Below are 22,081 nucleotides of genomic sequence, written 5' to 3' on the forward strand. Positions count from 1 at the left end.
CGGGATTTTAATGTTGATAATTTTATTTTTTTGATTTATAAATTTTCTAAAAAAAGAAGCAAACTAATCATATATTAATCACAATGTTCTGACGCAAAAATTTGACTAATTTTTTTATTTATACTAAGTGTTTTAATACATTGATCTGTATCGTAATCTTTCCAAAGTCTGTATGTTTTCCCATTAGAACTATGTTCTTTAACTTGACGAAAACCACGGTTTTCTAACTCAGCGTATGCACGAAGTGCATCCCAACCTTGTAAATCATTGTATTGTTTGTTTCCTGAATAATAGTGTTTATTTGACTTATAACTATGGTTGTATTTCGAATTATTACCACAATCTGCTGGCATTGTAGAGGTAACAGATTTCACCTCACGATTTCTTACACGTACCGATACACATTTTTTACGATTATTATTCCACCAGCTTTCATAGTAATCATTTCCATTTTTATCTGATTTATGCATCGTGTAACCACGTCTTCTCATTTCGCTATTTAAGTGGTTAACGTTTAAACCTACTAGGTTATTTAAATTACCACCGTGATTGTTGTGCGAATAATGATTGTTTTCTGAATAATTTCTGTTTGAAGATTTACCACAATCAGACTCTGGTGTATTTAAAACCGACTTAACAAGACCTCCGCTTACGTGTGTAGTAACACATTTACTGCGATTACTACTCCACCAAGTTTGGTAACTGTCGCTACCGCTTTTACTTGTATTGTGTAATTTATAGCCATGGTTGCGCATTTCGTTATCTAAATATCTAGCTTTCATATTTACTAAACTGCTCAAATGTTTCGAGTTACTTTGCGCTAGTAGACCAAGGGAAATAAAAAAAAGGGCTGCAGCAAACAATATGCTTTTACTAATTTTTCTCATAATTGTTGTTTTAACATTAATAAATTAATTAATTGATTTTTTTGAGTAATCAATTGAATTTACAACTTTTTTTTAAAATAATGTTAATTTTAGAGCAGATGTCATGCATTAAACCTTCAAAAACCCTAACAATTCGAGCATATGCAAAACAACTCGATAAACTGCATTTATTTAATTAAGGAAGACTTTTTAATTTAAATTAAAAACTGTTTTAACCCAATTAGAAATGTGGTATTTATTTAAAATAGCTTCATCTATTTCATGGTAAGGCGCATTTAAAAATGTAGAGGGAATCTGAATTTTATCGATCTCAATAACCAAGATGTTATTCGGGTGATAAAAATCGTAATTTACAATGGATGCATTTGTGGTAACTAACTTTTTTTGTTTACCTAAGGCTTCAAAAACTCTAAATGATAGACCATCTTGTTTTGGACGCTGCAAATCTAAAATCATTTTGGAAACATCAACAAGTTCCAGCATCTCTTTAATTGAGATTTTTTTATTTATATACTCTACGCCATTAATCTTATTTTTAATAGGCTTCCCAGAAAACGCAATAAGTTTCGCTTTTAAATTTAGATTTTCAAAATAGGATCTTAACTTAGGTAAAGCATCAAATCGCTTACCTATTGAACTGATATTAAAAATGTCGTATACATAAGGTTTATGATCTTTCTGGGATGCTATAGGGAAATAAATGTAATTAGAAATGAATTTAAAACCGAAGCGCTTAGCATCTACAGGTTCAAACGAGAAAACCTCATCAAAGGCGTGCTGTACTTTTTCCATTCTAGGGTACCTAGAAAAACTGTCATTAAAAAAACCAATAAGTTTATCGCAATACTTTTCCCGTATAATACCTATGGTTTTAATAGATAAATTATCGCCTTTTATAACTAAAATTTGATCTTGCTTTCCTAATAACTCAAAACGCTTTAATAAATGATTGTTTAAATGAACCCTTTTAAAATTATAATCAAAAAAGGTTTTCATTATAAAGTTTAATGATTTATGAAATTTGCTAGGGTATTTATACTTAAAAGCATCGAAATTTATATGATAAACTTCAACGCCTTGTCGCCTTAATTCTTCTTCAATAAAGCTATTAAATCCCCAATTATCTAAACTTATAATAGTAACTTTCATAACCGCTATTTACCAACTTTAAGGTGTTTTTTTAATTTAATTTTAAACATTTTAAACCGGTAGTTTTTTCTATGTGAAATCAAATAAAACCAAGGATTACCAGTGCGTACATCGCCTGAAATATAATTAAAGTTAGTAAAGTTTAGTTTCCATGCCACATAATTAAAACTTAATTGATCGCGTTTACTGCCATTTAAAACTATATCCCACCAAGCTTCCATGAGTTTAATTATTTCGGAATCAAAATGTTTTCTAACCAAAACACATCCCGAAATTAAACCAAAGTTTTCGGGATAGCCTTCATTTTTCAATTTTTCAATTTGAAATTTCATGACTTCAGGGTCGTCTTTAAATTCACCTGTATTTTTTCCTTTTTTTAAAATAGCTTGATATTCTTGATAAATGCAATCGCGCTTATCGGCATAATTCTGATTGTGATCAAAAAAAGCCATTTTAGCGGTTTTTAATTGGGCTTCAACTAAAGGCCTAATATCCTTTAAAATCCAAATATTAGCATCAATATAAATACTAACATCGTATGTTTTAGAAAGACACTTGTGGGGTAAAAGTTTATAATATCTATTACTTCTTGTATTATCGTTTGGCACGAGTGCTTTAACCTTTTTTATGGTCCAATATCTAGAAGAAATATCCTGATCTGTAAAACAAACTAGATCCACGCCTTCTATATTTTGCTGAGGAATCAGTCCGCTATAATTACCAAATATTGCTGTATAAACAATAATACGACCTTTCATTACTATCACTTTTAGAAGCTGCAAAGGTACATGAAATCTTATAACTGCCTTGGAATTTATGACTATTTTACCATTCTAAATCCGTTACATAGTGTTACATTCGTACCTTTAACAGCTCACTAACCAAGACCCAAATCGTTCCATGAGTATTAAAAACTTCATCATTAGAAACCTCACTTCCATTAGCCGTGCGAAAAATAAAAGGCAAACTTTAAAGACTATCATAAAAGCTGAAACACGCCATGAAAACTGGATCAATATTCATAGAATTGACCCCAATAACATTGGAGATTATTATTGTGCTCCTCATTTATATTTCGATGAGTTAAAGGGTAAATCGCTAGATATTTTTGATTACAAAAGTAACCATCCCGAAATTCGAGAAAATTTTGTACAATCAGTCTCCAACAATGCTTTAATTATAGGAGGTGGCGGATTACTAAATCGTAACAGCTTTAGTATGCAATTAAAAACTTTTGAAAAACTAGCCAAATCTGGAAAAAAAACAGTGTTATGGGGTGTGGGGCATAACAGCAATAACAAGTCTAATTTTGGAAAGAATATATTCTATAATATAGACACAGCGGCCTTTGGGGTGGTTGGCGTTAGGGATTATAATAGAATCGAATCTTACGTGCCCTGTGTTAGTTGTTTACATCCTATTTTTGATAAAAAATACACAAACACCCAGGAGGTTGGATTAATATTTCATAAAAAAACCCTGAAAGACAAATCGCTTGTAAAGCAATTATCGCACTACCCTTACACCTCCAATACCAAAGATTTAGAAAGCTTAGTGTCTTTCATTGGAAAGTCTGAAACCGTAGTAACCGATAGCTACCACGCTATGTATTGGGCTATGCTTCTGGAAAAAAAGGTCATTGCCATTCCTAATTCTACAAAATTTTTTGATTTTAAATACCAACCTGGGTTTTCAACATTTAGCGATTTTGAATCGCAGCTCAAAAAAACACAAGTTTATACTGGAGTTCTTGAAGAGTGTAGAACTTTAAATTTAAATTTTTCCGAACGTGTTTTTAATTATTTAAACGTTTAGCCTGAATACCTAGCACGGTTTCAATCCAACCATTTAGGGTGTATTTATATAAAATTTGTGTTGGAATTTCTTGATAAGGGGTCTCAAAAAAACTACGAGGAATCTCAATATTTTTAAGGTCTAAAACAAAAATGTTGTTGGGATTATAAAAATCATAATTTACAATATCGGCATTAGTAGTAATTAATTTTTTATGATAACCTAAAGCTTCAAACACTCTAAAACTTAAACCTTTTTGGTCATTTTTTTGAATGTCTAAAACAATAGTTGCTTGTAAAATATTTGTCTTAACATCATTTAACGACATAAACCCCGAAAATATGGTTACTAAAGGATGTGGTTTTGCGTTTTTCTTACTAATCAGAATAGAATAATCTATGTCTTCAGATTTAAAATAATCGGCAACATGAACTAAATCTTGAAAACGCTCATCAAAAGAAGTTACATTAAACACCTTTGGTCTTTCAACAATAGGAACGTATTCCTGGAAATCATAAATATAATTGGTTATAAAGTTTAAATCATAAACCTTAACATCCTGTTTCTCATAACTAAACACTTTATCAAAAAGCGAAATTAAATCTATTTGCACTGGTACTTTGGTTGTACTATCGTAATAAAAGGCATTGAGTTCTTTTGTATATGCCCGCATTTTAATAATATCTTTTACACTCAAACGATCGGGACGAATAATTAATATGACATCTTGTTTTGGAATACTATTTAGTTTAGCCATTAAACAATTAGACTTATAATCTTTCTTAATATTTGTTTTAAAAACAATTTTATTAACGAAATTTTTCAATTTATCGAAAATCGATTTGTATTTATATTTAAATGACAAGTAATCAATATAAGTAACATCTACATTCGAATTTGTTCTTAAATTTTCTATCAAATAATCCACATAACCCAGTGGACTTGTTGAAATAATAGTAATTTTTTTAACGAGTTTCATTAAGATAAGACTTTTACTAGTTGTTTATGTATGGTTTTTAGCGAATAGGGCGCTATAAAATGTTCGGATTGTTGCTTAACATTAGTCCACAATTCTTCATTGCTTACCATATTTATAATGCATGAAGCGATGTTTTCGGCAGAATTACCAACCATTTTGGATTCAAAGGGTGAAAAATCAAATCCTTCGGCACCTATTTCGGTAGTTACCACAGGTAACCCAAACTCAAAACTCTGTCCTATTTTCCCTTTTACTCCTGCTCCAAATCGTAAGGGAGCAACAAACAATTTAGCAGAATTAAAGTATTTTGAAACATCTTCAACAAAACCTAGTACTTTAAAATATTCATCATTTAAATCTAATATGTCTTGAGGCGGACGCCCACCAATGATATTAATTTTTAAATCAGGTATTTCGCTCCAAACTAAAGGCATTATTTCCTTCTTTAACCATAAAACGGCATCGGTATTTGGCTTATGAGCAAAACCTCCAACAAAAAGCAGGTCGCTACGTTTGTTAAATGGAATACCCTCTTCCTCATGTTTTAAAAAATCATGAACATTACCCAATATTACCATTTTAGAAACGTCTTGAAAATATTCTGACAAAACAACTTTATCGTTATCTGAAATAACCACTATTTTATCGGCGTTTTCACAGTTTTCAAGTTCTATATTTAAATATTTTTCGGCTTTAACTTTTAGTTTAGTATCACTATTTAATTCGTATTCTCGCATGTTTCGTAAATAATGAAAATCGACCATATCATAAATCAATTTCACCTTATTATTAACCTGCTTTACAAGTTTAAAATATTTATTAAACGTTTCGGGGCGATGCAACCAAACAACATCTAAATGAGGTGCCAATAAATGAACAAACATTGTTTTAGTTATCAAATCACCTTGATTATCCAATCTTGGCTCGTAAACATGAACGCCTAAATCTTGATAATAAGAAATGTATTCTGAAGTGTATTTATATTCCTTAAGATCGGCCATTAAAAAAACCTTATAGCCATCATCAAGTAACATTTTCATTAATTCTAAAAGTCTTCTAGAACCAGAATCTTTGTTGTACTCAGGAATATTTCCATCAATAATTAGTATGCTAGAACCAGTTTTAGGTAATTTATTATAATTAAAAAAAAGAGCCTTAGACTTAAGTTTGTTTTTAAGTTTTTTTAATCTTAATTGATGTTTTATTTTTTTTAACACGTTGCTTGTTTTGAAATCAAAATTTTGTTTTTAATAGAGTTGTTTTTTCTTCTAATTGAGAAATAATTCTATTTAAGGTATCCTGAGAAGATAATTTAAAATCTATTTTATCATGAGCTTTTAATCGCTTACAAACTTTCTTTAAATCTTTGGATTTAAAGAAAGTTTGTAAGCGATTTTTTAAACCTTTTTTAGGCTTAAGGGTGGCATCTACGGAAGTGTTTTCGGAAAAGCCAATCGATAAAAGCCAGTCATTCCACTTCCATTCTGAGACCTTTTCACCTTCATAAATATGAGCAAAAAAGCGACAACGTTTCCAAGGCACTCTTAAAACATCTGCCAAAATGGTACCGTGCATTGCTTCACTTATAACCATTTCGCTTGCTGCTACCTCAATAATAAATTCTTCAACGGTTAAATTGGTGGGTGAAATTAAATGCCACCCTAAATTTTCACAAACTACTTCCCAATCTACTTTATCTAAAGATTTAAAATAAGGCACAAAACTGGTTTTATACTTTTTGGGTGTTTCTAAATAGGTTATATATTGTGGTAATAAAGTAATAAGATATGCTGCGTCTGCGATATAATGATCTAAATCGCCTTTTAATTTTAAGGAACTGTAAGGTCCTCTTAAAAAAAAAATATCCCAGGAATGGTCAATTCTTATATTTTCGTTTATGGATCTAATTCCTGTACCAAAAACTACTTTTTTATGACATGAATTTGCTTGATCAATAAAATTAGAGTTTTCGATTAAAATCGAACCAATACCAAAAAAAGCAACATCTTGATTATTTTGAAAAAAATCAGGACCAAAAATTTGTGGCCACAACCATAGGTTTAAGTCATCGCCAAAATTTCCAATTTCTGATTTATAGTATACTAATTTCATTAGTTTATATATAATTTTTCAAAGGTATAACAAAAAAATTTTTCAATAAATGGCACTCTCATAATAAAGGGTTTTTCATTTTACAAATACATTGTTTATACCACTAAACGTAGAACATATAAGTAGAAATTGTAATTTTGCATGAAATAATTTTTATTTTACAATGCATCAAGAAATAAAAAACACCATAGAAGTTTTAAAGCAAGGCGGAATCATACTTTACCCTACCGATACTGTTTGGGGTATTGGCTGTGATGCAACAAACCCTGAAGCCGTAAAAAAAATTTACGATTTAAAAGAGCGTATTGATAGCAAAGCACTTATTTGCTTAGTGGCAGACGATAGAATGCTTACCAAATACGTTAAACAAGTGCCTCCGGCGGCTTTAAATATTATTGAGGTTACCGGCAAACCCACAACGATAATATACGATGATGCTCAAAATCTAGCTGAAAATTTAATTGCTGATGACGGGTCTATTGCTATTAGAATACCTGACGATGAATTTTGTTATCAGCTTTCCAGAAAGCTAAACGGTGCCATAGTATCTACTTCGGCCAATATTAGCGGACAACCAACACCAAGCTCATACAAAGAAATAGCACCTGCTATTTTAAAAGGTGTAGACTATGTTGTAAATTTGCATCACGAAAAAATTTGCGAAAAACCGTCGTCCATTATTAAATTAAGTAATAGCGGGGTGGTTAAAATTATCCGAAAGTAAAAAACCGCAAATTCGCAAATTGTTTAAAAAAAATGGAAAATGGTTATATTTTTAAAGAAGAAACCTATCAAATAGTTGGTTTTCTTTTTGAAGTTCATAAAAATCTAGGTAAAGGGTTCTCTGAAATTGTACAAGAATGCATTAGAATATGAGTTTAATAAAAACAATATTCCATTTGAATGAGAGAAAGAATTTAAAGTTAAATACAAAGATAGTTTTCTAAAGCATAAATTTTACGCAGATTTTGTTGTATTTAATAAAATAATATTAGAAATAAAAACGGTGGAATCCTTTAATGCAGATCATCATAATCAGTGTATTAATTATTTAAAGGTATCTAGTTATAAACTAGCCCTTTTGGCCAATTTTAACTCAATTTCTTTGGAATATAAACGCATCATTGATTCAAAGAAAAAATAATTTGCGAATTTGCGGTAAACACACATGAATTACAAAGAAGCATTGCAACATCCAATATTTAAAATCATTTCGCAATCGGCAAAAGAACTACAGTTAGATTCTTATGTTATTGGCGGTTTTGTACGGGATTTTATACTTAAAAGAGGTACAGCCAAAGATATTGATGTCGTCGCCATAGGTGATGGCATAAAACTAGCCAAACAAGTGGCGAAAAACTTGCCTAATAAACCTAAAGTGCAAGTTTTTAAAACTTACGGCACTGCCATGCTTAGGTATGATGATATTGAAGTTGAATTTGTTGGCGCTAGAAAAGAATCATACACCGAAGACAGTAGAAATCCTGCAGTTGAAAACGGCACACTTACCGACGACCAAAACCGTAGAGATTTTACTATAAACGCCTTGGCTTTAAACTTGAATGCCGAAAACTTTGGTGACTTATTAGACCCCTTTAATGGTGTTCAAGATTTAAATGATAAAATTATCAGGACGCCATTAGATCCAGATATCACTTATAGTGACGACCCTTTGCGCATGCTTCGAGCCATTCGATTTGCAACGCAATTAAATTTCACCATTGAAACCAAGTCTTTAAAAGCCATAACCAAAAATAGTGATCGTATAAAAATTATCACCAATGAACGTATTGTTACCGAAATCAATAAGATTTTAGAAAGCAAAGTACCTTCCATTGGCTTTTTATTGCTAGAACAAACAGGCCTTTTAAAACATATTCTTCCTGAACTCACAGCTTTAAAAGGCATAGATGAAATTGAAGGACAACGACATAAAGACAATTTTTATCACACCCTTGAAGTCGTTGATAACATTGCTAAAAACACCGACAACCTATGGTTGCGTTGGGCGGCATTACTTCACGATATTGGCAAAGCTCCTACCAAAAGGTTTAGTAAAAAAGTTGGCTGGACGTTTCATGCGCATGAATTTGAGGGCTCTAAAATGGTGTATCATCTGTTCAAGCGTTTAAAAATGCCTTTGAATGATAAGATGAAGTTTGTTCAGAAAATGGTATTTATGAGTTCGCGTCCTATTGTTTTAGCTCAAGACATAGTAACCGATTCGGCAGTACGTCGTTTAGTTTTTGATGCCGGTGAATATGTTGAAGATTTAATGACGCTTTGCGAAGCAGACATCACTACCAAAAACCCCAAGAAGTTCAATAAATACCACAACAACTTTAAAATTGTTCGAGAAAAAATTATTGAAGTGGAGGCACGTGACCATGTTCGTAATTTCCAACCTCCTATTTCGGGAGAAGAAATTATTGCAGCTTTCAATTTAAAGCCGTCAAGGGAAATTGGTATTATTAAAGAAGCTATTAAAGAAGCTATTTTAGAAGGCGTAATTCCAAATGAATATGAAGCAGCACATGCTTTTATGCTGGAGAAGGGACGAAAATTGGGGCTTACTGTTGGAGGTTAGATTTTGATATACGAAAAAGTATCACTGAGAAAATGTTCTCGACTCCGCTCGAACACCGTTTCCTTTGATATTTTAAATTATATACTGGTCTTCGAGCGGAGTCGAGAAATATTTAAGTAACAATTTACATAACTATGATTCTACTGTGCTTGACTCGACATAACATGAGTAAATAATTAATTTTGAAACATCGAAAAAATAAAAGTTCAATTTTAAAATCCTTGTTTCATCAGGGATAAAATATCATGAAAAAAGACAATAAAAACGTAATATACTGGCTACTAACAGGCTGTTTCCTGATTTTCATAATGGTTGTAGTTGGAGGTATCACCAGATTAACCGATTCTGGTTTATCCATTTCAAACTACCGATTAATTACAGGAACCATTCCGCCGATAGGCGATCAAGAATGGCAAGAAGCATTTGACCTCTATAAGCAACACCCAGAGTATCATGCGTATAATAATCATTTTAATCTTGAAGATTTTAAAAATATTTACTTCTGGGAATGGTTACACCGCGTTATTGGACGTTCTATAGGGTTAGTATTTATCATTCCGTTTATATATTTCTTAATTAGAAAACAGCTTAGTAAAAGCACCATAAAAAAATGCATGGTGTTATTAGTTCTTGGAGCCTTTCAGGGTTTTTTAGGATGGTACATGGTTAAAAGTGGCTTGGTAGACATGCCAGATGTAAGTCATTATAGATTAGCAGCACATCTCGTAACCGCCTTTCTAACTTTTGCTGCAACGCTCTGGGTGGCTTTAGACTTGATGTACCCAAAACGCAAACCAGCCAATAAACCCATGAAAAGACTTATTGTTTGGGGCTACATCGTTTTAATTATTCAAATTATTTATGGCGCATTTATAGCTGGTTTAAAGGCCGGATTAGTGCATAACCATTGGCCGTTAATGAATGAAGGCAAATTTATTCATTATACCGTTTATGTATTAGATCCTTTTTATAAAAACCTGATTGAGAACCCGAGCGGAATTCAGTTTATACATCGTATTTTAGCTTTTGTGGTGGTGCTTTTCATATTTTTAATTTGGAAAAAATCTGAAAAACACACCTTAACAGCACTTCAAAAACAAGGTGTAAACTCTCTGCTTTTTCTAGTGTTATTACAGTTTGCTCTAGGTGTTTTAGCCCTTATTTATCAGGTACCCTTGTGGCTAGGCGTTGCGCATCAAGTTGGTGCTTTTTTCTTATTAACTAGTATGACTTTTACCTTACATCGTTTTACTAAATAGTTTAAATAACATACCTTTGTGCTTTAATTTTTTCACCAATGATTTACAGATTTAGAGTCATTTTAGACAATGATACCTCCGACGAGGACGTTTTTCGAGATTTAGAAATTCGTGATAGCGATACGCTAGAAGATTTACACAATATCATCACCCAGTCGTTTGGCTTTGATGGTACCGAAATGGCGTCATTTTATATAAGTAACGATGTTTGGGAACAAGGTGAAGAAATTTCTTTATTCGACTTGAGTGAAGAAGCTACAGCTCGTTTAATGAATGAAACATCGTTAGAGGATGTTGTTAATCATGATCAAACGAAACTAATTTATGTTTATGACTTTTTAAGCATGTGGACGTTTTACGTTGAATTAGCCGAAATCGTTGACGAAACCGAAGGTTTCGATTACCCAAACTTAATGTTTTTTCAAGGTCAAGTTCCAGAAGCTGCTCCAGAAAAATCATTTGAAGCTGATCCTTTAGACGATTTTGATGAATTTGAAGACGGCCTTGATATGGACGACTACGACCAATTAGATTTTGACGAGAACTGGAACTAAGTTCTTAACTTATTTAAAACAGCAATATTTACATTCTCATAATTACGGGTTAAAAACCCTAACGAATGTCTTAAAATTTCACCCATATTTTTACTTTTCTTAAAGTTCACATCATGGGTATAATCAAAAATAGTCGTTTTTAAAGTATCAATATATTCTGGTATTGAAATTTCATCATGCTCCATGCATTCAATAAGTTTTTCAATACGAATATGCGAACTTTTAAATCTTTTTACTAAAATAGAACGCTCCTCTGTTTTATATTGATCTATCGATAATTTCTGAATGGTATTGGATACCAATTGGACCATCTCATAATTTTCTTTAAAAAACTGAGGTCTATAAATATTAAATTTCCCTTCGTAAGATTGTTGATCAAAATCTATAGCTCTAATTTTATAAACCACTTTATCAAAATCGTGAGTAGGCACAATCACATAATTATATGAGCGCATATCGCCCAGTAATCTAATCATACACCGCTCGTTAAACTTAACAAATTCTTTGGCTATTTGTGCTTTTTCAGATTTACTACAGTTAGGTAACATATTTTTAATAAACTCGTCACCTGGTATACCTGCAATATGCTCCTCTATTAAAGTATTTTTATAAACTAAAAAATTAAGATTATATGGCGAAAGCATATGCTCTAATTCTAAACCATAAATACGGGAAGCATCGGCTGTTTTGATATAGAAATATGTCGTATTGTCGTTTAAAACATTCCTGATTTTTATTCTGAATGGCTTCGAATTTCCAAAAGTGCAAAAATCAATAGCATCAACACTTAAAAATGGTAAAATATTTTCATTTCCATCCGAATGAAAAATGGTATATACCTTCTTTAAAGATGATTCAATTTCTTCGCGCTCAAATTCATTATAATACACACGAATCCAAAGGGTGTCATTATCATCCCTATCATACACGACAATCGATCCTTGAAATCGTAATAAATCATCGTAAAAAATAGGTATTTTCACACCGCGATTATAACGCGACAAATATTGTTCTAATTCTTCCGTTATGGGATAAGATGGTTTTCTTTTGGAAATTTTTAAATCTTGCATAATATCATTCTGAATTCAAATTTAAGGCTTTTTTGAAATAATGTTGTAACAATATTTAAAACTAATCGTCCTATTTAAAACCCATCCTAATACACGTAAAAGTTAATCTTAAATCATTTTTCTTTTGGAACATATACTAACTATTAAAAATCTTACCAAAAAATTTGGGGCTCTAACAGCTGTAAATAACTTATCGTTTACCATAAAAAAAGGCGATGTTTACGGGATTTTAGGACCAAATGGAAGCGGAAAATCTACCACATTGGGTATTGTATTAAATGTGGTAAATAAAAGCTCTGGAGATTTTAAATGGTTTGATGGAAATACTTCAACACATGATGCCTTAAAAAAAGTTGGTGCCTTAATTGAGCGTCCTAATTTTTACCCATATATGACAGCGGAGCAAAACTTAAAACTAGTTTGCAAAATTAAAGGTGTTGCTTTTTCGAAAATAAATGAAAAACTTGAAATTGTTGGGCTTTTAAACCGAAAACACAGCAAATTCACAAACTATTCTTTAGGAATGAAGCAACGATTAGCTATAGCTTCTGCCCTTTTAAATGATCCAGAAATATTAATTCTTGACGAACCCACGAATGGTTTAGACCCTCAAGGCATTCATCAAATAAGAGAAATTATAAAAAAAATTTCTGCCCAAGGCACCACTATTCTATTGGCTTCGCATTTATTGGATGAGGTTGAAAAAGTATGTTCGCACGTTGTCGTTTTAAGAAAAGGTCTAAAACTTTATTCAGGACGTGTTGATGCTATGATTTCTAGCCATGGTTTTTTTGAGGTGAAATGTAACAATCAAACTAAACTACTCCAATTATTAGAAAACCATAAATCTTTTGAAAAAATTAAAGTTGAAGATAATTTGATAACTGCCTTTTTAAACGAACCGATGAAATCTGAAAATTTTAATCAATTCATGTTTAATAACGGTATCATTTTAACCCATTTGGTACAACGCAAAGAAAGTTTAGAAGAACAATTTTTACAACTAACCGATCATTAATAACCTACTAAAAACAAATACCAATGCGTCGACTTTTAAATATAGAATTACAAAAACTCCTGTTAAACAGAACGAGTAAAATTCTTATTTTTGTATCCTTTATTTTACCGTTTTTCATTATACTTCTGTCTTCATTAAAAATTAATGTTTTTGGGCTTTTCACATTAGAACTTGGCGAGCTTGGTGTTTTTAACTTCCCTGTTATTTGGCACTTAACCACCTTTTTTGCATCGCAATTTAAATTCTTTTTTGCTATAGTTGTGGTTAGCATGATTGGTAACGAATACAGTAATAAAACCATTAAACAAAACCTAATTGATGGCTTAAGTAAAAAGGAATTTATACTTTCTAAATTTTATGCCATTGTATTCATTTCGCTAATTTCAACAGCACTAATATTTTTTTTAACATTAAGTATTGGGTTATATTACTCAAGCTATACTGAAGCTTCAATTGTTTTTAGAGACGTTAACTTTTTAGTCGCATATTTGGTGAAGTTGGTTGCTTTTTTTAGTTTATGCTTGTTTTTTGGTATGTTAATTAAGCGGTCTGCATTTGCCTTAGCCTTTCTTTTTATTCTTTATATTCTAGAATGGATTTTTTACGGCATATTAGCTTGGAGTTTTAATAATAAAACAGCCGAAAGTATCCAAGGTTTCTTTCCTTTAAGAGCCATGTATAACTTAATTAATCAGCCTTTCCAACGTATTACCATGGCGAAATTTCCTGATAAAACTAATTTAGTTTACGATTATGGCGTTCATACTGGCGAAATACTTATTGTTTTGTGCTGGACAGCCATATTTATATTTTCATCATATAGCTTGCTTAAAAACCGTGATTTATAATATCTTTGGAAGCGTTGCTTATAAAAGATGGGAAAAAAACTTCTACTACTACTTTGCTTAGTTTATTTTACAGCTTTTTCGCAAAATGAAGCTGCAAACTGGTATTTTGGCTATAACAGTGGAATTCGGTTTGACTCTGCAAACAATACAGTAAATGCGCTTCACGACGGTAAATTAAACACTATTGAAGGCTGTACCTCAATCTCCGATGAGTTTGGTAATTTATTATTTTACACCAATGGGATTTCCGTTTGGAACAAAAATCATGAGGTGATGCCTAATGGATATGGATTATTTGGCGATCCCTCAAGTGCACAGTCTGCAATAATAATTCCAAAACCTAACAACCAAAACATATATTATGTTTTTACAGTAGATGATAGTCGTAATATTTCTGGAATAAAATTCGGTTTTAATTATTCTATTGTCGACTTAACTTTACATGGCGGATTAGGCGATATTACCACTAAAAATGTTAATTTATTACGTGATTCTTCTGAAAAAATTACAGCAGTATTAAAAGACTGTGTTACTAAATCTATTTGGGTACTTACTTTTGCTTCATTTAATGGATATGACGACACTTTTGATACTTTTCATGCATTTGAAGTTTCAAATACAGGTGTCAACTCGACATCTGTAAAATCAACTTTTCCTAAGCAAGTTATCGATCCAAGAGGTTATTTAAAACTATCACCTGACGGATTAAAACTAGCTTGTGCCAATTCTTACGATGGACTAGATCTATATGATTTTGATGTTAACACAGGAAAAGTTTCAAATCCCGTTTCGCTTATTGCTATAGAAGCTAGTGTGCCCTATGGTATAGAGTTTTCTCCAGATAGCCAACTCCTTTATGCTCAAACCTCTAATGTACTTTATGAGAATGACGATCCAGAACTTCCAGAAACTCATCAATCAAAATTAATTCAGTATAACCTATATGCGCCAAATATTAAAGCTTCGGCAATAATAATTGACGACAGACAACTTTACCGGGGTGCACTACAACTAGGTCCGAATGGTAAAATTTATAGAGCCCTAAGCGCCACATACGATATCGGAATTCCATATTTAGGTGTTATCGATGCCCCAAACCAAATTGGTCTAGCGTGTAGTTACACCCATCAAGCCATCAATCTGTCACCTGGATATTCGTCACAAGGTTTACCTCCCTTTATTGCCTCGTTTTTTAACAAACAAATTGATATCATAAATAACGGTAAAAACTCAACGAATTTAAACCTTTGTGAAGGCGATAACTATATCTTAAAAACAGAACCAATACCCGGTGCTACTTTTACATGGAAAAAAAACGGGATTGTTTTACTTGAAACTGGCAATAGTCTTACCGTAACCGATTCTGGTCATTACGAGCTTCTAATAAACCCAAATAACGGCACTTGTGAAATTGAAGGAGAAGCTTATGTTCGTTTCAATAAAAAACCTAATGCCTATAATTATACCTTAATACAATGTGAAGAAGACACTGTAATAGATGGAAAAACTGTCTTTAACCTCAACGAAGCTTCTGCAAATATAATTGGGAATAGAGCCGATAAAACACTTAAATTCTATACAGATAAAGCTAGACAGCATGAGGTAAACCCAGATGCATTTCAAAACACATCAAATCCACAAATATTATACGTTACTGTAATTGACGAAAAAACCACATGTTATTCTTTTGCCGAATTAACCCTAGAAATAAGCACTAGCCAAACAAATGATGTAGAACTTAGTATTTGTGATGATGATGGTATAGAAGATGGTTTTTCCAGTTTTAACCTAACAAACATAAACACAAAAATTTCTACATCACCCTTAGATATTGCTTATTATGAAACATACCAAGAGGCACTTCTTGAACAAAATCCTTTAGGCGAAAAATACACAAACACAACACCTTATACACAAACTATTTTCGCTCGTGTTGAAAATGCAAATAGTTGCTATGGTATAAGCGAGGTTTTGCTTAGCGTAAATAGGTTACCCGAAATTCCCGAAACAGATTTAAGCTATTATTGTTTAAACTCCTTTCCAGAAACTATAACAATTAATGCCGGCGTTAACAGCATATCGCAAACCGATTATACTTATAATTGGTCTACAGGCGAAACTACTTATGCTATTCAAATAAATAAAACAGGAATTTATACTGTCGATGTTATTGATTCCAATGGATGCTCTAAAACTAGAACGATAACTGTTGAAGCTTCAGCCCCTGCATCCTTTTCTAATATTAAGGTGGTTGATGTTTCTCAAAATAATAGCATCACCGTTTTTGTATCTGGCGAGGGTCTTTATCAATACCAATTAAGCGATTCTAGTAATAATGTTCTATTTCCGTATCAAGATAATAACGTTTTTAAAAACGTTTATCCTGGTCATTATATCGTATCTGTAAGCGATGTAAAAAATAATTGTGGTGTAGTAACCAATCCTATTTCTGTTTTAGGATTTCCAAAATTCTTCACACCAAATAACGATGGATTTAATGATACTTGGCAAGTCTATGGCATGTCTGAAATTTTTAAAGCAAATTCTAAAATTTTAATTTTTAATAGGTTTGGAAAACTTCTAAAAGAATTAAACCCATTAGGAGAAGGTTGGAACGGTCAAGTAAATGGCGAGTATATGCCTCGCGGCGATTATTGGTTTTCTGTACAACTAAAAGATGGCAGAATTTTTAAAAATCACTTCACTTTGAAAATTTAATATTTAAACCTGATTATCTGCAGTTTAACTAATATTTTTCTAATTCATAGAAATATTTATCATCTTAATACTGAGCCTAGGATTGCAAGTCCTATTAGTTTAATGATTAGCTAAAAGCTACCTTCCCATTAAACCTAGAATGACATTCCCCAAATTTTAGCGATAAGTAAAAAGTATAATTGAAACATCCAATCACTATGAGATTCGGTAATATCATCATATTCTCTTTTTTGTTTTGCTTTAATTACGCGTTTTCACAGCGTATATCTGTTAATGATTCGGTTGATTTAACCTCTTTAATACAAGATAATTTCGTTGATGGCTGTGTTGATATTAGTAATATAAATTCGCCGGTAAATGGAACCGTAAGCGGAATTTCTAGTTATGCATATTTTGAACGAGGCAATTCTAACTTCCCTTTTAAAAATGGTATCATGTTATCTACTGGAGGTGCTGCTACTGGAGGAAACAATTTAATAACCTCAACACTTAGTGAAGGTTCAAGTACATGGGGTACAGACCCTGATTTAGAAGCTGCTCTAGGAACAACAAACTCCTTTTTAAATGCAACGGCTATAGAATTTGATTTTATTTCCATTTCTAATAAATTTGAATTCAATTATATATTAGCTTCCGAAGAATATTTCAATATTTACCCATGTCATTTTTCCGATGGTTTTGTCTTCCTAATTAAAGAAGCAGAAACATCAGAGCCTTATCAAAATATTGCTGTAATCCCTGGCACCACAACACCAGTAAGCACAAAAACAATTAGAGATGAAATTTTTGGTGTTTGTCCTGCTCAAAACGAAGTGTATTTTGATGGTTATAATATTGGAGACACCAATTATAATGGTAGAACGACTGTACTTACAGCCTCGGGAGATATAAAGCCTTATGTGAAATACCACATTAAATTAATTATTGCAGACCAAGATAATAGTGGTTATGATTCGGCGGTTTTTATTGAAGGTGATCATTTTAGTGTTTTAGAATTAGGCGCAGATATTTCAACCTGCACAGCAAGTGCCGAAGTTAACGCCGACATACAAAACCCACTAGCCTCTTATGCTTGGTATTTAAACAACAGTCTAATCCCAGGAGCTACCAACCCTACCTATACTGCAACACAAAACGGAACCTACCGTGTGGAAGTTTCTATTCCTGTTGATGACTCAAGTTGTGTTGAACATGATGAGATCACCATTGTTTTGAATACCGAAGAACCCATGGAACCAATTCCTAATTCTGAATTATGCGATGATCCTAGCCGTGATCAAATTGAGGTTTTCGACCTTTCAATAAAAAACTCAGAAGTTTCTGCTAATAGTCCGTTTACTAATTTCACTTATAGCTATCACTATACCGAATCGGAAGCTAGAAGCAATACAAATGCAATAACATCGCCTATTTCTAATACCACCAATCCTCAAACTATTTATGTTAGAGTTAACGATTTGGATAACAATTGTCTTACTTATTCCAACTTCGAACTTATTGTAAATGAACCCCAAGAAATTACAACGCCTACTCTTTTAGAAGTTTGCGAAAGCGACGATATTCCTGATGGGTTTACCTTTATAGACTTAACGCAAAAAAATGACGAAATAACAGGTGGAAACAGTGATTTAGAAGTATCTTATCATTACAGTTCTTCAGACGCAACAACGGGAAATAACCCTATTGAAAACCGTTATATTAATACAAATACACCAAACGATTTGGTATATGTACGTGTTGTTAATGCAAATACAAAATGTATAAACACAACCACACTAAATATTCATGTACAAGTAGGCCCAAAAGTAGTCACCGAAACCCAATATATCGATGCCTTCGATTTTGATTTAGATGGGCATTCTTTTTTTAATTTAACCGAAGTAATAGATAAAATATTAAATGGCTTAACAGGGGTTAGCACATCCTTTTATGAAGATTATGACGATGCCATGAGTGCCACAAACCCCATTACCAATGTAACCAACTACGCTTACACTAATGGAAGTAGCGAACCTGGACATAACATTATATTTTTAAGAGTTCAAGACCATACTACAGGTTGTGCAACAGTGGTACCTTTTGAAATACACACCAATTTACTTTTAACAGGTACAAGAGTTGATTATTACACTATTTGCGATACAAACACCGACACTACAGATGCTGCCGATTTTAATTTATTAAATATCGAAACCGAAATAATAAATGATTTACCATATCCTATAACGGTAACCTTTTATGAAACTGAAGAAGACCGAACCAATGGTAATAGTCTTGATAAAAATGAAACATTCACAGCATACAATCAGCAAACAATTTTTGTAACCATGAGCTACGACGATAGAAAACAGGATACAAAAATCATCTTATTAATAAATCCTATTTTATTATTTAACAGCCCACCAATTACCTATTGCGACACCGATGATGACGGCATTACTAGCATCGATTTAGAATCTATAGATTATACCATAACTGGAAGCAACGAGAATTTTACCGTCAGTTATTTTAACAACGAAACAGATGCCGAAACTAACAATATAATTAATCAATTACCCAGATACATTACCAATACGTCTCCCTTAACAACATTATATGCCCGTGTTAATATCATTGGAGACTCAATATGCTATACGGTAAACAAATTTAAAATAGAAGTTTTAACAGCTCCAAGCACCACGAAAGCTTCAAATGAAGTTATATGCGATAACGATCAAGATGGTTTTTCAATTATAAATTTAAATAGTAAAATTTCAGAAATTGTTCCAAGCACCACAGGTTTAGAAATCGATTTTTTTACATCGTTAAACGATGCGCAAAACAAGACCAACGAAATTTCAGAATCAGACAGAGAAGCTTTCAATACAAACACTCAAACCATTTATGCACGCGTAGAAGATGTCTTAGGTGGAACCAGTTGCTTTTCTATTGAAACTTTTGAAGTCATTGTAAATACCTTACCAAATACTCCCGAAATAAGTAATTATCAAATTTGTGAATCTACAGGTGTTTACGTTTCAAACTTTTACCTCAATGAAAAAGATTCTGAAATCTTAAACGGACAAAATGGAAAAGAAGTATTTTATTTTGAAGATGCCGAACGCAGAATTTTACTCGATAAAAGTGCTCCATATCAAAATACGTCAAATCCACAAACCATATACGTTCGTGTAGAAAATTTAACAGATCCAACTTGTTTTAGCGAAGCTTCATTTCTATTAGAAGTGTCTCCAAAACCAATATACAATCCTGTAATTCCATATTTGGTTTGTGATGATAAATCTAACGATGGAAAATATGAATTTAATTTTGATGAGAAAGCCAATGAAATTAGACAAGGTATAGTATCCGACAACTTAAACATCTCATTTCATGAATCTAGAAATGATGCTGACACTAATTCCAACCCATTACCTTCTTTATATACAAATAAAACCAACCCACAAAGTATTTATGTTAGAATAGAGAGTGAAAACACCCTTTGCCATATAGTTGAAGAATTAGGCATCAATATTATTGCAGCTCCAAATATTACTGATACAACTCCTTTAATTCATTGTGACACGGATTACGATGGAATTTCTACTTTCGATTTAACATCGGCAAATTTCCAATTGTTAGATCGTATTAAAAGCAATCTCTCTGTAAACTATTTTGACGAATTATCGAAAATTAATCAAAGTGATGTTTTAGACAATTCTAACGAAATTACAGATCCAACAAATTATATTTCCGGTACTAAAACCGTTTATATTAGGGTGGCCAATACATCAACAGGCTGTTTTATTATTAATACATTAGAACTTATTGTTAATATACCTCCAGCCATTAATAGTATAACTACCTACGAAATTTGCGACAATGATACGGATACATTCGATTTAACTACACTAAATAATGTTCTTGTTAACAATACTTCTGAAGTAAATATTTCTTTTCACAACACACAAAATGATGCCGATACAAATAGCGCCGCACTTAGTAATATATTCAATTATACTTCAAACAGACATACATTATTTACGAGGGTTTCAAATCTATCTACAGGTTGCTACACGACACATGCTTTTAATTTAGTAATTAATCCTAATCCAATTGCTAATACACCTCCCGATTTAATAAGTTGTGATGATGATTTTGATGGTTTATATACTTTTGATCTTTCATTGAACACTCCATCAATTTTAAGGGCACAATCTCCAAATTTATATACAGTAACTTATTATAAAATGCTTAGTGATGCTGAAGAAAAAATAAATTCATTGTCGCCTATTTATGCTGCATACGATGGTGAAACTTTTTATGCAAGAACAGAAAATAATAACACTGGCTGCTATAGTACAACTCAATTTAACGCCGTTGTACATCCGTTACCTGTAATTCCTATTGATGATATTGTACTACTTTGTCGTGAAAACCTACCGTTATACATCGATGCTTCTACGGGTGATACTAATGACACCTATTATTGGTCTACACCCATAAATGCAACCGTAGACAATTCTACATCATCACAAATAGCTGTAAATCCAGAACAATTAGGCACCTATTCCGTAACAGTAACTACGCCTAATAACTGCCAGTTTAATAAAACATTTACAGTTATCGAGTCTGAACAAGCTGAAATTGAATTTACTTCAAAAATCGATTTTTCAGACCCAAATAATATTACTGTAAATATTAATACAGAACGTATTGGCAATTATGTTTTTATTCTTGATGGAGGCGAACCACAAACTTCAAACACATTCGAAAATATAAGCTTTGGAAATCATAGCATTACCGTTCGCGATTTAAATGGTTGCATGGATGCTTATCAAGAAGTTTTTGTTTTTGATATCCCTAAATTTTTCACACCGAATAACGATAGTTATTATGATACTTGGCATATTATTGGGGCCGAACAACTCGCCGGCTCTATCGTTTATATTTATAACCGTTTTGGGCAACTTTTAAAAACATTAAGACATTCATCACCAGGATGGAATGGCACTTTTAATGGTGAAAACATGCCAACTGATGATTATTGGTATGTGGCAAAAATTATCCAAAATGGCAATGAAATGGAAATAAAAGGCCACTTTACTTTAAAACGATAGCTTGTAA

The 22,081-nt window shown here is 32.2% G+C and carries 16 protein-coding genes and 1 pseudogene; 10 read left to right on the top strand and 7 right to left on the bottom strand.

All coding sequences use genetic code 11. The features are described 5' to 3' along the window. Positions 1–74 precede the first annotated feature (74 nt). The 3 genes from C1A40_RS00110 to C1A40_RS00120 all read right to left on the bottom strand — a co-directional run bounded on the left by C1A40_RS00110 (position 75) and on the right by C1A40_RS00120 (position 2,794). Positions 75–887 (bottom strand): hypothetical protein, encoded by an 813-nt coding sequence (locus C1A40_RS00110; RefSeq protein WP_102994107.1) that lies wholly within the window; start codon positions 885–887, stop codon positions 75–77. A 189-nt stretch (positions 888–1,076) separates the two neighbouring features. Next, the gene (locus C1A40_RS00115; protein WP_102994108.1) at positions 1,077–2,036 is read right to left on the bottom strand and encodes a WaaS/CpsH family glycosyltransferase; all 960 of its coding nucleotides are present in this window, start codon (positions 2,034–2,036) and stop codon (positions 1,077–1,079) included. A gap of 5 nt (positions 2,037–2,041) precedes the next feature. Further along, entirely contained in the window at positions 2,042–2,794 is a 753-nt protein-coding gene (locus C1A40_RS00120; RefSeq protein ID WP_102994109.1) for a glycosyltransferase domain-containing protein, read from the bottom strand. 142 nt (positions 2,795–2,936) lie between these two features. Here C1A40_RS00120 and C1A40_RS00125 point away from each other — a divergent pair, with 142 nt between their 5' ends. Then, positions 2,937–3,851, top strand: a complete 915-nt coding sequence (locus C1A40_RS00125) for a glycosyltransferase family protein (protein ID WP_102994110.1) — start codon at positions 2,937–2,939, stop codon at positions 3,849–3,851. Here C1A40_RS00125 and C1A40_RS00130 read toward each other — a convergent pair. From C1A40_RS00130 to C1A40_RS00140, 3 genes are read right to left on the bottom strand one after another with little or no spacing between them, the layout of a single operon-like run. Continuing rightward, positions 3,832–4,809: a WaaS/CpsH family glycosyltransferase gene (locus C1A40_RS00130; protein WP_102994111.1), complete on the bottom strand. Its 978-nt coding sequence runs from the start codon at positions 4,807–4,809 to the stop codon at positions 3,832–3,834. The two genes, C1A40_RS00125 and C1A40_RS00130, sit on opposite strands and share 20 nt — an antisense overlap. Further along, entirely contained in the window at positions 4,809–6,026 is a 1,218-nt protein-coding gene (locus C1A40_RS00135) for a glycosyltransferase (RefSeq protein ID WP_102994112.1), read from the bottom strand. Before C1A40_RS00135 ends, C1A40_RS00130 begins: the two co-directional genes overlap by 1 nt. A gap of 16 nt (positions 6,027–6,042) precedes the next feature. Further along, positions 6,043–6,921 (bottom strand): polysaccharide pyruvyl transferase family protein, encoded by an 879-nt coding sequence (locus C1A40_RS00140; RefSeq protein WP_102994113.1) that lies wholly within the window; start codon positions 6,919–6,921, stop codon positions 6,043–6,045. Between the two features lie 163 nt (positions 6,922–7,084). On the opposite strand from C1A40_RS00140, the gene C1A40_RS00145 reads away from it, so the two are divergent. The 5 genes and pseudogenes from C1A40_RS00145 to C1A40_RS00165 all read left to right on the top strand — a co-directional run bounded on the left by C1A40_RS00145 (position 7,085) and on the right by C1A40_RS00165 (position 11,321). After that, positions 7,085–7,645 (top strand): L-threonylcarbamoyladenylate synthase, encoded by a 561-nt coding sequence (locus C1A40_RS00145; RefSeq protein ID WP_102994114.1) that lies wholly within the window; start codon positions 7,085–7,087, stop codon positions 7,643–7,645. A gap of 243 nt (positions 7,646–7,888) precedes the next feature. Then, a pseudogene (locus C1A40_RS18695) lies at positions 7,889–8,065 on the top strand (GxxExxY protein); the annotation flags it as partial. Positions 8,066–8,089: 24 nt separating this feature from the next. Continuing rightward, entirely contained in the window at positions 8,090–9,508 is a 1,419-nt protein-coding gene (locus C1A40_RS00155) for a CCA tRNA nucleotidyltransferase (protein ID WP_102994115.1), read from the top strand. Positions 9,509–9,753: 245 nt separating this feature from the next. After that, a complete protein-coding gene (locus tag C1A40_RS00160; protein ID WP_102994116.1) occupies positions 9,754–10,767 on the top strand; it encodes a COX15/CtaA family protein in 1,014 nt (337 codons plus the stop codon). 38 nt (positions 10,768–10,805) lie between these two features. After that, positions 10,806–11,321, top strand: coding sequence for an IS1096 element passenger TnpR family protein (locus C1A40_RS00165; protein ID WP_102994117.1), 516 nt, complete (start codon positions 10,806–10,808; stop codon positions 11,319–11,321). Here C1A40_RS00165 and C1A40_RS00170 read toward each other — a convergent pair. Continuing rightward, positions 11,318–12,391: a hypothetical protein gene (locus C1A40_RS00170; RefSeq protein WP_102994118.1), complete on the bottom strand. Its 1,074-nt coding sequence runs from the start codon at positions 12,389–12,391 to the stop codon at positions 11,318–11,320. The genes C1A40_RS00165 and C1A40_RS00170 overlap by 4 nt on opposite strands. A 124-nt stretch (positions 12,392–12,515) precedes the next feature. Between C1A40_RS00170 and C1A40_RS00175 the strand changes: the two genes are divergently transcribed. From C1A40_RS00175 to C1A40_RS00190, 4 genes are all read left to right on the top strand, one after another. Then, positions 12,516–13,409: an ABC transporter ATP-binding protein gene (locus C1A40_RS00175; protein WP_102994119.1), complete on the top strand. Its 894-nt coding sequence runs from the start codon at positions 12,516–12,518 to the stop codon at positions 13,407–13,409. 23 nt (positions 13,410–13,432) lie between these two features. Beyond that, complete coding sequence (locus tag C1A40_RS00180) at positions 13,433–14,257, top strand: ABC transporter permease (RefSeq protein WP_102994120.1); 825 nt, start codon at positions 13,433–13,435, stop codon at positions 14,255–14,257. A 27-nt stretch (positions 14,258–14,284) separates the two neighbouring features. Beyond that, on the top strand, positions 14,285–16,975 hold the full coding sequence (locus C1A40_RS00185; RefSeq protein WP_102994121.1) for a T9SS type B sorting domain-containing protein: 2,691 nt from the start codon (positions 14,285–14,287) through the stop codon (positions 16,973–16,975). A 197-nt stretch (positions 16,976–17,172) separates the two neighbouring features. Further along, positions 17,173–22,074 carry a T9SS type B sorting domain-containing protein gene (locus C1A40_RS00190; protein WP_102994122.1) on the top strand — a complete coding sequence of 1,634 codons (4,902 nt, stop codon included), beginning with the start codon at positions 17,173–17,175 and terminating at the stop codon, positions 22,072–22,074. Positions 22,075–22,081: the final 7 nt, after the last annotated feature.

It is taken from the genome of Tamlana carrageenivorans, assembly GCF_002893765.1.
In the GTDB taxonomy this organism is placed as follows: Bacteria; Bacteroidota; Bacteroidia; order Flavobacteriales; family Flavobacteriaceae; genus Pseudotamlana; species Pseudotamlana carrageenivorans.

Bases quoted from the DNA above. Each gene is read 5' to 3' on its own strand.
- C1A40_RS00110 (WP_102994107.1), bottom strand. From the start codon at position 887: ATGAGAAAAATTAGTAAAAGCATATTGTTTGCTGCAGCCCTTTTTTTT.
- C1A40_RS00115 (WP_102994108.1), bottom strand. From the start codon at position 2,036: ATGAAAGTTACTATTATAAGTTTAGATAATTGGGGATTTAATAGCTTT.
- C1A40_RS00120 (WP_102994109.1), bottom strand. From the start codon at position 2,794: ATGAAAGGTCGTATTATTGTTTATACAGCAATATTTGGTAATTATAGC.
- C1A40_RS00125 (WP_102994110.1), top strand. From the start codon at position 2,937: ATGAGTATTAAAAACTTCATCATTAGAAACCTCACTTCCATTAGCCGT.
- C1A40_RS00130 (WP_102994111.1), bottom strand. From the start codon at position 4,809: ATGAAACTCGTTAAAAAAATTACTATTATTTCAACAAGTCCACTGGGT.
- C1A40_RS00140 (WP_102994113.1), bottom strand. From the start codon at position 6,921: ATGAAATTAGTATACTATAAATCAGAAATTGGAAATTTTGGCGATGAC.
- C1A40_RS00145 (WP_102994114.1), top strand. From the start codon at position 7,085: ATGCATCAAGAAATAAAAAACACCATAGAAGTTTTAAAGCAAGGCGGA.
- C1A40_RS00155 (WP_102994115.1), top strand. From the start codon at position 8,090: ATGAATTACAAAGAAGCATTGCAACATCCAATATTTAAAATCATTTCG.
- C1A40_RS00160 (WP_102994116.1), top strand. From the start codon at position 9,754: ATGAAAAAAGACAATAAAAACGTAATATACTGGCTACTAACAGGCTGT.
- C1A40_RS00165 (WP_102994117.1), top strand. From the start codon at position 10,806: ATGATTTACAGATTTAGAGTCATTTTAGACAATGATACCTCCGACGAG.
- C1A40_RS00170 (WP_102994118.1), bottom strand. From the start codon at position 12,391: ATGCAAGATTTAAAAATTTCCAAAAGAAAACCATCTTATCCCATAACG.
- C1A40_RS00180 (WP_102994120.1), top strand. From the start codon at position 13,433: ATGCGTCGACTTTTAAATATAGAATTACAAAAACTCCTGTTAAACAGA.
- C1A40_RS00185 (WP_102994121.1), top strand. From the start codon at position 14,285: ATGGGAAAAAAACTTCTACTACTACTTTGCTTAGTTTATTTTACAGCT.
- C1A40_RS00190 (WP_102994122.1), top strand. From the start codon at position 17,173: ATGAGATTCGGTAATATCATCATATTCTCTTTTTTGTTTTGCTTTAAT.